At 67.2% G+C, this 14299-nt stretch carries 12 protein-coding genes; 7 read left to right on the top strand and 5 right to left on the bottom strand.

Annotated features, from left to right (window positions below; genetic code table 11):
- Genes G6N67_RS29110 through G6N67_RS29100 form a run of 3 tightly spaced genes read left to right on the top strand, consistent with a single transcriptional unit; the run spans position 1 to position 4450 of the window.
- Positions 1 to 1599, top strand: a complete 1599-nt coding sequence (locus tag G6N67_RS29110; protein WP_036441071.1) for a dipeptide ABC transporter ATP-binding protein — start codon at positions 1 to 3, stop codon at positions 1597 to 1599.
- A complete protein-coding gene (locus G6N67_RS29105; RefSeq protein WP_051579238.1) occupies positions 1596 to 3245 on the top strand; it encodes an ABC transporter substrate-binding protein in 1650 nt (549 codons plus the stop codon). Before G6N67_RS29110 ends, G6N67_RS29105 begins: the two co-directional genes overlap by 4 nt.
- A complete protein-coding gene (locus G6N67_RS29100; protein WP_036441068.1) occupies positions 3242 to 4450 on the top strand; it encodes an acyl-CoA dehydrogenase family protein in 1209 nt (402 codons plus the stop codon). Before G6N67_RS29105 ends, G6N67_RS29100 begins: the two co-directional genes overlap by 4 nt.
- An 81-nt stretch (positions 4451 to 4531) precedes the next feature.
- Here the strand turns inward: G6N67_RS29100 and G6N67_RS29095 are convergent, their stop codons facing one another.
- Genes G6N67_RS29095 through G6N67_RS29085 form a run of 3 tightly spaced genes read right to left on the bottom strand, consistent with a single transcriptional unit; the run spans position 4532 to position 7286 of the window.
- Positions 4532 to 5329, bottom strand: coding sequence for an NADPH-dependent oxidoreductase (locus tag G6N67_RS29095; protein ID WP_036441065.1), 798 nt, complete (start codon positions 5327 to 5329; stop codon positions 4532 to 4534).
- Entirely contained in the window at positions 5326 to 6333 is a 1008-nt protein-coding gene (locus tag G6N67_RS29090; protein ID WP_036441062.1) for an aldo/keto reductase, read from the bottom strand. The genes G6N67_RS29095 and G6N67_RS29090 overlap by 4 nt, the downstream gene beginning before the upstream one ends.
- A gap of 20 nt (positions 6334 to 6353) precedes the next feature.
- Complete coding sequence (locus tag G6N67_RS29085) at positions 6354 to 7286, bottom strand: TauD/TfdA dioxygenase family protein (RefSeq protein ID WP_036441059.1); 933 nt, start codon at positions 7284 to 7286, stop codon at positions 6354 to 6356.
- Positions 7287 to 7669: 383 nt separating this feature from the next.
- Here G6N67_RS29085 and G6N67_RS29080 point away from each other — a divergent pair, with 383 nt between their 5' ends.
- Complete coding sequence (locus G6N67_RS29080) at positions 7670 to 8602, top strand: LysR family transcriptional regulator (protein WP_036441056.1); 933 nt, start codon at positions 7670 to 7672, stop codon at positions 8600 to 8602.
- 185 nt (positions 8603 to 8787) lie between these two features.
- Here G6N67_RS29080 and G6N67_RS29075 read toward each other — a convergent pair whose 3' ends face one another.
- Positions 8788 to 10017: an HNH endonuclease signature motif containing protein gene (locus tag G6N67_RS29075; protein ID WP_235684069.1), complete on the bottom strand. Its 1230-nt coding sequence runs from the start codon at positions 10015 to 10017 to the stop codon at positions 8788 to 8790.
- A 367-nt stretch (positions 10018 to 10384) separates the two neighbouring features.
- Positions 10385 to 11236: a polysaccharide deacetylase family protein gene (locus G6N67_RS29070; RefSeq protein WP_036441049.1), complete on the bottom strand. Its 852-nt coding sequence runs from the start codon at positions 11234 to 11236 to the stop codon at positions 10385 to 10387.
- A gap of 60 nt (positions 11237 to 11296) precedes the next feature.
- On the opposite strand from G6N67_RS29070, the gene G6N67_RS29065 reads away from it, so the two are divergent.
- The 3 genes from G6N67_RS29065 (at position 11297) to G6N67_RS29055 (ending at position 14299) form a co-directional block, all read left to right on the top strand.
- Positions 11297 to 11668, top strand: coding sequence for a MerR family transcriptional regulator (locus G6N67_RS29065; RefSeq protein WP_036441046.1), 372 nt, complete (start codon positions 11297 to 11299; stop codon positions 11666 to 11668).
- A 130-nt stretch (positions 11669 to 11798) separates the two neighbouring features.
- Entirely contained in the window at positions 11799 to 12938 is a 1140-nt protein-coding gene (locus G6N67_RS29060; RefSeq protein ID WP_051579283.1) for an LLM class flavin-dependent oxidoreductase, read from the top strand.
- An 8-nt stretch (positions 12939 to 12946) separates the two neighbouring features.
- Complete coding sequence (locus G6N67_RS29055) at positions 12947 to 14299, top strand: NtaA/DmoA family FMN-dependent monooxygenase (protein ID WP_036441043.1); 1353 nt, start codon at positions 12947 to 12949, stop codon at positions 14297 to 14299.

Here is a 14299-nt window from a genome sequence, read left to right as displayed (position 1 = left end):
ATGAGTTCTTCTGCGTTGCTTACAGTCTCCGGGCTGACCATCGACTACGGGACACGCTCGGTGGTGCGGGACGTCACGTTCGGTGTGAATGCCGGTGAGGTCGTCGCGCTGGTCGGGCAGTCCGGTTCGGGCAAGTCGACCATCGCGCGCGCCGCGCAAGGCCTGCTTCCCGACAACGGGCGGGTGGCCGCAGGCGAGATCCACGTCGCCGACCGAGTGGTGACAGGCTTGCCGCAACGCCAGTGGCGTGAGCTGCGCGGTGCCACCATCGGTTTCGTCCCGCAGGATCCGCTCGGCTCGCTGGATCCGATGAAGCGCATCGGCGACCAGATCGCCGAAGTGCTCGTCGTGCACAGGATCGCGGACCGCCGCGATGCCCACGCACGCGCCGTCGAGCTGCTCGACCGTGTCGGCATCCCCGAACCGCGCAAGCGGGCCCGCAGCTACCCGCACCAACTCTCGGGCGGCCAGCTGCAACGGGTGCTCATCGCGATCGCCGTCGCCGGCGAGCCCCGATTGCTGATCGCCGACGAACCCACGTCGGCGCTCGATGTCACCGTGCAGCAGCGCATTCTCGAACTGCTCGACGAGCTGCGGCGCGAACGACAGCTGGGTGTCCTGTTCATCACACACGATCTGGCCCTCGCCGAACAGCACAGCGACCAGGTGGTCGTGCTGCGCGACGGCGTGGTGCGCGAGACCGGTTCGACCGCAAACGTCTTGGTGGCACCGCAGGACACCTATACCCGCCAGCTCATCGCCGACGCGCCCGCCCTGTCCCCGGACAAGTACGCCCGGTCGTGGGATTCACCGCAGCCCGCTGCCGAACCGATCCTCGAGATCCGTGACCTGGTGAAGCAGTACGGCGAGACCCGGGCACTGGACCGGGTGACGTTCGACGTCGGTACCGGATCGATCCATGCGCTCGTCGGTGAATCGGGTTCCGGCAAGACCACGGTGGCCCGGGTGCTGGCAGGCCTGACCGATTTCGATGCCGGCGAGGTGGTCGTCGACGGTGTCGGTCGCGGCCCGCGCACACCGTTCGACCCGGCGCGGCAACGCGCGCAGGCGCGGACGTTGCAGTTGGTCCACCAGAACCCGCTTGCGGCACTGGATCCCCGGTTCACGATCGGTGACGCCATCGCCGAACCGTTGCGGATCAACCGGATCGGGTCACGCGCGCAAAGACGACATGATGTCGCCGAAGCGCTTGACCGCGTCGGTCTTCCGGGCAGTCTGGCCGACCGCAAACCGCGCGAGATATCGGGCGGACAGCGGCAGCGGGTCGTTCTCGCGCGGGCTCTCGTGCTGCATCCGCCCATCCTGGTGCTCGACGAACCGACCTCGGCACTCGATGTCACCGTGCAGGCGCAGGTGGTCGAGCTCCTGGTCGAACTGCAGCGCGAGCTGACGTTGACCTACCTGTTCATCTCCCACGACCTCAGCCTGGTCCGCCAGGTCGCCGACAACGTCAGCGTGCTCGAACACGGGCGGCTGGTGGAAACCGGACCGACCGTGGACGTTTTCACTGCGCCGACGGCTGCGTACACCCGGCGTCTGCTCGACGCCATCCCCGGCGCACCGGCCCGCGCGGCATGAGCGTGCAGCGCCGGGCGGCGGCCCTCGTGGCAGCGGTGGTGCTCACGGCAGGCCTGGCCGGCTGCGGTTCACCGGAACAGCACGACGCGAGCCGTCATCGCGGCGGCGACCTGACCTATCTGGACGCCGAAGCGCCCGCGTCGCTGCAGATCCAGGTCGGCTACTGGCAGAACAGCCTCCTCAAAGACCAGCTGCTGGACCGGCTCGTCTACCAGGATCCGAAGACCTTCGAATTCGTCCCGTGGATCGCCGAGCGCTGGACCGTGGACAGCTCGAAGCGCGTCTACGAATTCACCATCCGCGACGGCGTCACGTACAGCAACGGTCAACCGCTCGACGCCGAATCGGTGCGGCGCAACCTCGACTGGGAAGCCAACGGGGACAAGGCCAAAGGCATAACCCGCAACACCTACTTCCCCAAGGTCGACTCGATCACCGCCGACAATCCGCGGCGCACCGTGCGCGTCACCCTGACCGAACCCTACGCGCCGTTCATCGCCGTGCTGTCGCTGAACACCTCGGGCCTGGTCGCCGACGCCACGATCGACGCGAGCAAGGAGAAGCAGTCCGTCGTCACCAACCTGATCGGCTCCGGGCCGTTCGTCGCGGTCTCCGAGATTCCGGACAAGAAGGTCGTGCTCGCCAAGCGCCGCGGCTACGACTGGGCTCCGGCGACCGCACCGCATCAGGGTGAGGCGTATCTGGACAGCATCACCGTCATCCCGGTGACCGAGGACAGCGTGCGGGTCGGGGCTCTGCGCGCCGGGCAGGCCGACGCGATCCGCTACTCTCAGCCGCCCGACGAACGTCTGCTCGCGCGTGAAGGTTTCGATGTGCGTGGGCTGCGGACGCCCGGGCTGGCCAACGTGCTCGACGTCCGACAGACCGCTCCGTTCATGAAAGACATCAACGTCCGCAAGGCGATCGGATTCGGGATCGACCGCAACGAGATCCTGCACACCCTCTACACCGACAACTGGAAACCCGCCCAGAACATCGTCACCAAGAACTTCCCCGGCTACACGGATCGCAGCGACGCGGTGCGCTACGACCCGGACGAGGCGGTCCGCCGGCTCGAGGCATCCGGGTGGACTCACCTCAACGGCGACGGCTACCGCATCAAGGACGGCCACGAACTCGCGGTGAAGATCTACGTCGACGTCTACGACCACACCGCCAAACCCATGTACGAGCTGATCCAGCGCCAACTCCGGCGCATCGGAATCCGACTGGTGATCCGCCAGACCGACTTCGCCAACTACCCGACGGCCAGTATCGAGGACTCGGTGGGCTTGCGCCGCAACGGCTGGCCGACCGCCGACCCGGTCCGGCTGTGGCAGAACTACGACAGCAAGGGCGGCGATCTCTACGCGCTCGACGGCGCCGACCCGAACATCGACCGGCTGCTGCACGCCCAGATCAGCGCGACCGATCCGGCGCAGCGTTTGAAAGTGCTTGAGGAATACAACAACTACGTCATCGACAACGCCTACTCCATCCCGTTGTTGGAGGACACCCAGATCTTCGCGGTGGCGCCCCGAGTGCGGGGCTTCGCCAACGCGGCCAACTCGGTGCCGTGGTTCTACGACACCTGGATCGACGAGTCAGCGACCGCTGGCCCGCAGAAAGGATCGACCGACCGATGACTGTTGAAGACGTGCAGATCGCCGCGCCCCGCGGAGCGGACCTGCAGGACGTGCTCGACGCGATCGCGACGGATTACCGCCGCCGGCTCGACGAGGGCGGGCACGAGCCGCCGAACCTGGGCTTACAGCTCGTCCGCGAACATCGGCTCGGCGCAGTGCGGTTGGCCACTGAACTGGGCGGTGGCGGCTACAGCGCCGTCGAGTTCTTCGAATTCCTGATCGCGCTCGCGGCCGCCGATCCGGACCTGGCCCACATCCTGCGCGTGCACTTCGCCAATGCCGAAGAACTGCAGCGCGTTCCGGTGACCCCCGCAAAGCAGCGGTGGCTCGCGGTGGTCGCCGAAGGGCGCCTGATCGGCGGCGTGAGTTCGGAGCAGAGCACCAAACGCGTGGGCGGACAGAGCTACGACACCAAATTGGTGCGCGCGGCCGACGGGCTGCGACTGACCGGACGGAAGTTCTACAGCACGGGCGCGCAGTTCTCGGACTATCTGCGGGTGACCGCGGAGAACGAGAACGGAGAACCGCTCGCGGCCGTGGTGCCGGCGGATCGCCACGGGGTGTCTCACGCCGACGATTGGGACGGGGTCGGCCAGCGCCACACCGGAAGCGGCACCACGATTTTCACCGATGTGGAGGTGGCCGACGACGAGGTGCTCGCGCTGGGCACGAGAATCGGCGTCGACCGGGCCCGCGGTGCCCTGGTCCAGCTGTACCTGCACGCGATCGCCGCCGGAATCCTGCGCACCGCTGCCGGCGAAGCCGCTGCCCTGGTGCGCGACCGGCACCGCACCTACACGTTCGCGACGGCCGAGACGCCGTCCGGCGATCCCCAGCTGCTCGCGGTTGTCGGCGAGATCGACGCGGTCGCCTACGCTGCGGAAGCCGTGGTGCTGCGGGCGGCCACCGAACTGGCGTCCGCGTTGGACGCCGCCCGGGTCAGCGGTGTCGACGCCGGTCTGGAGACCCGGGCCTCGATCGCGGCCGCCCGGGTCAAGGTCGCCATCGAAGATCCGGCGCTGCGCGCGGCGTCGCGGATCTTCGACGTCGGCGGCGCCTCGTCGGTCCGCGCCTCCACGCATCTGGACCGGCACTGGCGCAACCTGCGGACCCTGTTCTCGCACAACCCGACTGTCTACAAGGCCAGGGTGCTCGGAGACGTCGCGGTCAACGGAGCCGCACTGCCAGACAGCGGCTTCTACTGAGCTGTCATTCGCCCAAAGTGAAGGAGATGGCGAGATTTCTCGGAAATCTCGCCATCTTCTGCACTTTCGGCGGGTGGCGCGTCAGCGCGACGGCAGGCCCAACCGCTCGAGCTGCTCGCGCAACCGATGCCGGCCCGACAGCGACTGCGGGCCTGCCAGCCTCGCGAGCACGCGCTGACTCCAGTTGCCCGGCAGGCCATATCGGGAGTTGTACGCGGCAAGCCGCTCGTCGTACCCCGGAATGTACGCGTCGGCGGTCTGCGCGTCATAGCGTTCGCGGTGCAGCACCGCGTCCCGCGGCAGCCTCGGCTTGATCCCGGCGTTCTCGGTCGGATCTGGGTGTCCCACCGCCAGCCCGAACGTGGCCACCGTATGCGGCGGCAAGCCCAGTTCGGCCGCCACCTCTTCGGGATGATTGCGGACAGCCCCTACGAAAACAGTCCCCAGGCCTTGTGATTCAGCCGCGACCACAGCGTTCTGCGCGGCCAGTGCCGTGTCGACGAACCCGATGATGGCGGTTTCCAGATAGTCCGCACCGTCCAGCGGAGCACTCGTCTGCGCGGCGATGCGCCGGGCCCGGCCCAGATCGGCGATCCACACCAGGAACAACGGTGCCTCGTCGATGAACTGCTGCCTGTTCGCCAGTTCGGCCAACCGGGCCTTGTGTTGCCGATCGCGGACCGCGATCACACTCCACGGCTGCAGGTTCGACGACGTCGCGGCCGACTGGGCGGCCGCGACGATCGCCGAAAGCTGCTCGTCGGTCACGGGCTCCGGCGTGAACTTGCGCACCGAACGGTGCGCAAGCTGCACGGCGAGAGTCTCGTTGTGGATCCCCAGGGTTGCCTCGGCGTCGCCGTATCGCGCGATGACCGTCACGACGCCGCCCCGACCGGAGCTTCGACACCAAGGTGTTCGGGCCGGATCGACCGGTGGCCGGCAACCTGCTCCGCGATCGTCTCGAGCCGCCGCAGGTGCTCATCGGTGAGCGCCACATCGAGCGCACCGATGTTCTCCCGCAGGTACTCGACGTGCCGTGTGCCCGGGATAGGCACCACGTCCTGACCCCGGGACAACACCCAGGCCAGCGCCACCTGGCTGGGCTTGACGCCGATCTCCGTGGCGATCTCGGCCACGTTGTCCGCAAGGGCCAGGTTGCGGTCGAAGACATCGGCACCGAACCGCGGATGCCGGGCCTGCACACCGGTCACGTCGGCGGCCGTCCGCACGCGTCCGGTCAGCCAGCCCCGGCCCAACGGTGAATACGGCACGATTCCAATGCCGAGCTCGCGTGCCACGGGGACCGTGTCGTTCTCGATGTCCCTGGTGAACAACGACCATTCGTTCTGGACCGCCGCGATCGGATGTACCGCGTGCGCGCGCCGCAGTGTTTGCGGACCAGGCTCGGACAGCCCGACATGGCGGATCTTTCCGGCCTCCACAAGCTCTTTCAACGCCCCGACCGTATCTTCGATCGGCACCTGCGGATCGACCCGGTGCTGGTAGTACAGGTCGACGTGGTCGACGCCCAGGCGCCGAAGGGAACCCTCGATCGCGCTGCGCACGTATTCCGGGCGCCCGTCGAGCGCGCGGCCGTCCGGGTTGCTGTCGCGGTCGAGCCGGTTACCGAACTTGGTCGCAATGGTCAGGGCGTCCCGCCGCCCCTCGATGGCCTTGCCGAGCAGAGTCTCGCTGAACTCCGGGCCGTAGATGTCGGCGGTGTCGAACAGCGTGATACCGAGGTCGATCGCGGCATCGACGATGTCCTTGGCCTGCTTCTCGTCATCCAGGCCTGCTCCCGTACGAAAGCTCATGAAGCCCAGTCCGATTGCCGAAACCTCGGGGCCGTCGATCCCCAGCCGGCGGGTTGGTGTTGCTGTCATCGGTGATCCGTTTCTTCTTGTCAGGAGCCGTAGAAGGGTTCGCCCGAGACCAGTTCGGACTCGCGACCGTCGACGCCCTTGGGCACGTCACCTTCGAGCGTGACGCGGTAGAGCACCCGGTCGTAATCGAGGTGACCGGCATCGGCGATGGCCAGGTGTGAGGTCGCCCGGTTGTCCCAGAACGCGACACTACCCGGGGCCCACCGGAATCGGACGGTGTACTCGGTGCGCGTCGCCTCCTCCCACAACAACTTCAGGATCGCCTCGCTCTGCGACGGTGTGTAGCCGCGGATCTCGCGGGCACCCCGGGTGAACCCGGGGCTCACGAACAACGCCCGCTCGCCGGTCACCGGGTGCACCCGGACCGCGGGGTGATAGGCCACCAGATTCGCCTCGCGCACCTTGCGGTCGCGCTGACTGCCTTCGACCGCCCTGGTGTTGAACTGATGCTTGATATCGAGCTTGTCGGCGAACTCACGGAGTTCCTTCGGCAGGTTCTCGTAGGCCGCAACGAGATTGGTCCATGCGGTGTCCCCGCCGTAGGGCGGCAGGAGGTGCGCTCGAAGGATCGATGCCGCGGGCGGGTTGACCAGCGCTGTGACGTCGGTGTGCCAGCTGTTGTCGTAGGACGTGCGCTTGCGGCCGAGGTTCCGCTCGTAGCGCCTGCTGTCGATCGGCAGGATCTCGGGAAACCCCTCCGGCGGTTCCTCCTCGTGCGGGTGGGCCGGCGTCACCTTGCCGAACCGGCGGGCGAACGCGATCTGCTCGGCGTGACCGATCTCCTGATCGCGGAAGAAGATCACCTTGTGGGTGTGCAGCGCGTTACGGATCTCCTCGACAACGCCTGCGTCCAACTCACTGCTCAGGTCGACGCCGCGTACCTCGGCGCCGATGTAACCGGCGAGCGGCACGACATCGAGACCGGTGTCGGTACGTTCGGTGAGTTCGGTCATGGGCTGACTCCTTTGACGACGCGTGATGGCATGGTCAGCGTCAGGCCGGAGACCGCTACGAACAATCATCTCTGGCTACCGGAACCGTTCAGAACCGCTTAACGCCGCCTGGATGACGCTGGAATTACAACCGCGGTGATTCCTGCGGGTATCAACTCATAACGCCAGTTCAGGGGCATCCGAGGGGCGACGGTGCGCGCGCTGTCACTGCGCGCGCCGTCGTCCTTCTGCCATGATTTCGACTTGTGACATCGATGGACCTCATCACGAACTGTTGTCGCTGAACCTGCTTCGAGCGCGACGACCCTTGACTCCGAGCTGATGAGGTCCACCATGCACTACATCGTCCGTCCCCGGTTGGCAGCCAGTGCGGGAGGTGTCTGATGCTGGATCTGCGTCGCATGATGCTGCTGTCCGATCTGGCCGACCTCGGTTCGGTGACCGCCGTGGCCGAACGCCGGAGCATCACCAGTTCTGCTGTTTCCCAACAACTTCGCGTGCTCGAAGAAGAAGTGGGCGCAATCCTGTTCCGGCGGGAGGGCCGCACGCTGGGCTTGACCCGCAGTGGTCAGGTTCTCGCCGAGCACGTGCGCCGCGTACTGGTCGCGGTCGACGAGGCCATGAGCGCCGTCGCCGAGACCACCGACCGGGTGTCCGGACAAGTCGCGATCGCCACGTTCAACATGGGAATCCCCACTCTGGCCGTGCCTTTGATGCAGCGGCTCAGCACCGATGCACCTGAGTTGCGGGTACAGGTCCAGCAGGAGACCAGTTCGGCGTCCATCCGGCTGCTCCGCCAGGGCGAGATCGACATCGCGATCACCTGCCATTACGACTTCATCGGGCAAGATTCGCCGGGCGGCCTCAACACCGTGCCTCTGCTGTTCGAACCGCTCGTGCTGCTCGCACCCACCCATTCCCATCTGAGGATCCGCAAGCAGGGGCTGGCCGCCCTGGCCGACGGTCCCTGGGTGACCGGCCCGCAGAATTCGGGCCTCGGGGCCGCCGTCATGCGAGCCGGTGAAAGTGCCGGATTCACACCTCAGGTCAAGCACCGGTTGATCGGTGCGCAGAACATCTGCGATCTGGCGGCCACCGAGGTCGCCTCGGCGATCGTGCCGCGGCTCTCGGTTCCGGCAGCCCTCGAGGGGCTCATCGTCGGTGGGCTGGATCTCGGCGGGCGCACCATCAGCGCCGTCGTCCGCGCCGGCCGGCAGCGCGACCCGAACATCGCACTGATCCTGCGCACCTTGCGCGCGATCGCGGACCAGGCGCTTCCCGAGGCGCCCTCCGAACCGCTCGGCGTCGCGTCGTGATCATCGGCGACCGACACCGGTATTGTGCCGCACTCGCGATCAACGCTATGCCGCTACAGCTTTCCCCTAGAACATCGGGGCTTTTCGACCGTGGCAGGTCCGGCGGCTCGGTGTCCGCCGATACCCGCCACGTGTGCGGCGGCTTTTCGCTGTGGAGTTGTCAAGGTGCGTTAGTGGGTTGGTGGTTATGCGGCGGTGGGCATCGAGGTCAGGGTGCGTCGGGCATGCGAGCGCAGGTGCGGCGGCTCGGGCCCAGCCCGGTCATACGGCGGGATGAACCACGGGTGACGATCAGCGCCGAGATAGACCTGCCAGTCACTGTGGTGAATCATCGTGTGGTGACACCGGCAGAACAGCACGCCGTTGTCGACACAGGTGACTCCCCCTGTGCCCCAAGGTTTTATGTGGTGGGCATCGCACCAGGACACGGGTCTGCCGCAGCCCGGAAACGCGCATCCCTGATCACGGATCGCTAACGCTTTACGGATGTGCGGCGGGAACAACCGCTCACTGCGCCCCACATCCAGCGGTGCACCGTCGGGATCAACCAACACGGTCCCCGTGGTGCTGTCACACGCGACCAGCTCGGCGGTGACACCGCTGATCGGCCCGGTGAACCCGAGCATATCCACACCGCGTTCCTCACCGAACATCCCTCCGCCTGCGGCCACCGTCGCGGCGGTCGCGGGCCGGATCAGGGTGACGTGCGGCAGAACCCCACCAGAGGCGGGACGCCCGGAACCGGACAGATAGCTGCGCACCAGTTGCCCGAACGCATCTGCGCGACGATGCTCCGTCGAGCGGGGATCCGGTGACCCGTCGGGCAGCGGCACCGGCCGGCACAGCGGATCCAGTGCGGCGAACAGTTCTTCCCCGGTCAGCGCATCCAGATCCAAGGTGGCGTTGACCCGTCCGTCCTCGTTCTGGTGCAAGGTCATCTCGTTGAGGTCAGCGTTTTCCGCGACCGCCACCCCCGGCTCTGCCCCCTCGCCTTGGGCCGCGGTGTGGGCGATCGCGATCTCGCGGGCCTTCTTACCCACCCCCGCCGGTGTGGTCTGAAGCATCAACGTGCGCACCACCTGCGCCCGCTCCTGATCGGATAGTTCGCCCCGGCCGTCGATGTGGGTGACACCCTTACCGACCGCATCCACGAGCTCAATCCCGAGAGCCCCGAGACGCTGCTGCCCGGTCAACGCCGGCAGAGCGTACGCAGCCCGACCCACCCGAGCGGCCCGATACGCCGCCGCGGGAGCCACCCCCAACGCAGTCAACACCTGCGCCCCCGACCGCAACCGCCTACGCGTCGGAACCCCGGCACGCTCAGCAGCCCCGACCGCCTGGGCGATCACATAGTCACACAGGTTGCCCAACGTCACCGCGGCGGCCAGCACCGCCAACAACGGCCCGTCATCCACCACCCGACGCGGACCATCCAACAAATGACACAACCGACGATCCGCGCCATCCTCAGGTTCAGGCGACGGGGTGAGCTCATCAATCAGCTCATTGATGACGGTGTCCAGATACCGAGCGTCCATCACAGATACCCAGGCTTTCAACAAAAGTCGCACACAGTGCGGTTCGACAAACAAACGGCGCCGACAGTCCCGAGCATCCCCAGAACCCATCGAGCCAGCAGTAACGTGGCGCGGGCGAAGCCCTCACACACCCTTCCCGGGCGGGAGAACCTCTCTTCGAACTTGTGCCCTACGTTACACCCTCAACCACGACTTGTCGAACAAACTTTCGAATAATCTTGTTGCACAACCCACAGGCGAACCACTACCGCAACGTGCGGTAGTGCGCGGCGATCTCGTCACTTGTGGTCACCCACACATCGGGCTGACTCGTGAGAAACCGCAGCGCCTCGTCGAAGTACTTGTGCCGGAACGGCTGCCCGATCACGAACGGATGCAACGCCAATGCCAGCACCCGGCCGCCGGTCGCCGAGTCGGCGTGCAGTTGCTCGTACTGGTCCTTCACTATCTGCACGAATTCCGCTCCGGTGAAACCCTTTCCGAAGAGCAACAGATCGTTGAGCTCCACCGAGTAGGGCACGCTGAGCATGCCGGGGACGGTCAGCGGATATGGCTGATCGTCGTTGGTCCAGTCGAGTAGGTACTCGAAGCCCAGCTCGGCCAACAGTTCCGGCGTGTTACCGGTCTCGGTGAGACCCGGGCCCATCCAGCCGCGGGGCCGCCGCCCGGTGGCATCGCCGATGCGCTCGGTGATCTCGGCGAGCACCTTGCGCTCCTGTTCGACGGTCAGGCCGGCGTGCAGGATCGAGTTGGTCTGCCCGTGCGCGAGCCACACCCAGTCACGTTCCAGCCCCGCGGCCACGATCTGGGGGTGGTGGTCGATCACCTGGGAGTTGAGCAGCACGCTGGGCCGCACCCCGTACCGGTCCAGGCTCTCGATGGTCCGCCAGATCCCCACGCGGGCACCGTAATCGCGCCAACCGTAGTTGAGCGCATCCGGCACCAGGTCCGCAGTTCCCGGCCAGATGCTGGTCGAGGGCCGGTCGACCAGGAAGTGTTCGACGTTCAGGCCGATGTACACCGCCACGCGGGCGCCACCAGGCCAGGACAACGGCGGGCGTTCGATGATGGGTTGGTAGGTGAACGGGAGTGTCATGGCGGCACCGTACGAGCTGACACCGGTGTCAGGGGCAACCCGCGGCGGTATAACGGGCGTATGCGGATTGGGGAACTGGCGCGTCGCACCGGGGTCAGCGAGCGCTCACTGCGGTACTACGAGCAGCAGGGCCTGCTGGCGTCGGACCGGACGGCGAGTGGCCAGCGGCACTACACCGAACGCGCGGTCGATCGCGTGGTCCACATCCAGGAGCTCTACGCGGCCGGGCTGAACAGCCGCACCATCGCCTCCCTCCTGCCGTGTATGCGCGACAGCGACGGCGGGCCCGCGCCGGATGCCACGCCGCGGCTGGTCACCGAACTCACCGCCGAACGGGCGCGGCTCGACCGGGCTATCCGCGAGCTGGCGACCTCGCGCGACGTTCTGGACGGCGTGATCGCCGCCGCCTCTCGGCAGGTGTCACCGGACTGAATCACCGTGCGCTGATCTCTTGAACGCCCTGCCCAGGGCCGGGCACTGGACGCGGCGCGGGTGTGGCGCTGGAATGAGTACGTCGTGGCACACGTTGTCGGTGAAACCACGTACGGAAGGGCTGATCGCTGTGTCAGATTCCTCGAATGACCACCTGCACCTGGCGGTCGCGCTGGACGGGACGGGCTGGCACCCGGCCGCATGGCGCGAGCCCGAGGCCCGCCCCACCGAGCTGCTGACGCCGCGGTACTGGACCGACCTGGTACTCGAGGCCGAGCGGGGCCTTTTGGACTTCGTCACGTTCGAAGACGGGCTCACGCTGCAGTCCGACCACCCGTTCCGTCCCGATGACCGCACCGACCGGGTTCGCGGACGTCTCGACGCGGTGTTGATCGCCGCCAGGGTGGCCCCCCGAACGCACCACATCGGGCTGGTGCCGACCGCGGTCGCCACCCACACCGAGCCGTTTCATCTGTCGAAGGCCATCGCCACCCTGGACTACGTCAGTTCGGGACGGGCGGGGATCCGCGTCCAGGTCACCGGCCGACGCGACGCCGCCGCCCACTTCGGTCGCCGCGAGATCGCCGAGGGCGCGGACGACTTGATGGCCGAGGCCGCCGACTACGTCGAGGTGCTGCGCCGGCTGTGGGACAGCTGGGAGGACGACGCCGAGATCCGCGATGTGGCCACCGGGCGATTCATCGACCGGGAAAAGTTGCACTACATCGACTTCGCCGGCAAGTGGTTCTCGGTCAAGGGGCCGTCGATCACGCCGCGGCCGCCGCAGGGCCAGCCGATCGTCACCGCGCTCGGCCATGGCGCGCCGGCCTATCGCCTGATCGCCGACAGCACCGACATCGGCTTCGTCACGCCGCACAGCGCGACCGAGACGTCGTCGATCATCGCCGAGATCGCCGCGCCGGTGCAGGTGTTCGCCGACGTCGTGGTCTTTCTCGACGGCACGGTCAGCGCAGCCAAGGCCCGCAAGGAGCACCTCGACGACCGGCTCGGACACGAATACCGCAGCGATGCCGAGGTATTCGTGGGCACTCCCGCGCAACTGGCCGACCTGCTGCAGGACTGGCACGCGGCAGGCGCGGCGGGATTCCGGCTGCGCCCAGCGGTTTTGCCGCACGATCTGCGCCAGATCGCCGATGGTCTGGTCCCCGAACTGCAACGCCGCAACGCATTTCGCACTGCCTACGAAGGCGGTACGCTGCGCGGGCTGCTCGGCCTGCCCCGTCCCGCGAACCGCTACGCCACCAGCTAGGAACCGCAATGACCAAGCCCATCAAACAGATTCATCTGGCCGCCCATTTCCCGGGCGTCAACAACACCACGGTGTGGAGTGATCCGGCATCGGGCAGCCACATCGACTTCAGCTCGTTCGTACACTTCGCCGAAACCGCCGAGCGCGGCAAGTTCGACTTCCTGTTCCTCGCGGAGGGCCTGCGCCTGCGCGAGCAGAACGGACAGATCTATGATCTCGATGTCGTCGGCCGGCCCGACACGTTCACGGTGCTCGCGGCGCTGGCCGCCGTGACCGAACGACTCGGCCTGACCGGGACCATCAACTCGACGTTCAACGAACCCTATGAGGTGGCACGGCAGTTCGCGTCGCTCGATCACCTGTCCGAAGGCCGCGCGGCCTGGAACGTCGTAACGTCGTGGGATGCCTTCACCGGAGAGAACTTCCGGCGCGGCGGGTTCCTGGCCGAAGACCAGCGCTACGAGCGGGCCGAGAGCTTCCTGGCCGCCGCGCACACCCTGTTCGATTCCTGGACGGGCGACGAGATCGTCGCCGACAAGGACAGCGGGGTGTTCCTCTCCGATCCGGACGCAGGCGCATTCGCCTACGCGGACGACCATTTCGACATCAGCGGGCGCTTCAACGTGCCGCGCAGCCCGCAGGGCCGACCGGTGATCTTCCAGGCCGGCGACTCCGACCGCGGCCGGGAGTTCGCCGCGCGCGCCGCCGACGCGATCTTCTCGCGCCACGGAACGCTCACCGAGGGGCAGGCGTTCTATGCCGACGTCAAGGGCCGGCTCACGAAGTACGGGCGGCGCCACGATCAGTTGCTGATCCTGCCCGCCGCGACATTCGTCCTCGGCGACACCGACGCCGAGGCCGCCGACATCGCGCACGAGGTCCGGCTGGCGCAGGTCTCGCCGGCCACCGCGATCAAGTTCCTCGAACAACTGTGGAACCGCGACCTGTCCGACCACGACCCGGACGGGCCGCTGCCCACCGTCGATCCCGTCGTCGGCGAGAACACCATCTCGCGTGGCCGGGCCAGTGTGCGCATGCACCGCGACCCCATCGCGGTCGCCAACGAATGGCGCGCCAAGGCCGAGGCCGAGAAGCTGACCACCCGCGAGCTCATCGTCGAGGTGACGGGCAGGCAGAGCTTCATCGGCTCGGCCACCACCATCGCCGAGTCGATCAACCACCTCGTGCAATCCGATGCCAGCGACGGGTTCATCCTGGTCCCCCACGTCACGCCGGGCGGGCTCGACCCGTTCGTGGCGCAGGTGGTTCCGCTGCTGCAGGAGCGCGGGGTGTTCCGCGCCGACTACGAGGGCACGACGCTGCGCGACCACCTCGGCCTGAATGTGCCGGCCCGCGTGTAA

It is taken from the genome of Mycolicibacterium mageritense (genome assembly GCF_010727475.1).
Lineage (GTDB): Bacteria > Actinomycetota > Actinomycetes > Mycobacteriales > Mycobacteriaceae > Mycobacterium > Mycobacterium mageritense.
This window is presented reverse-complemented; position numbering and strand designations above follow the sequence as displayed.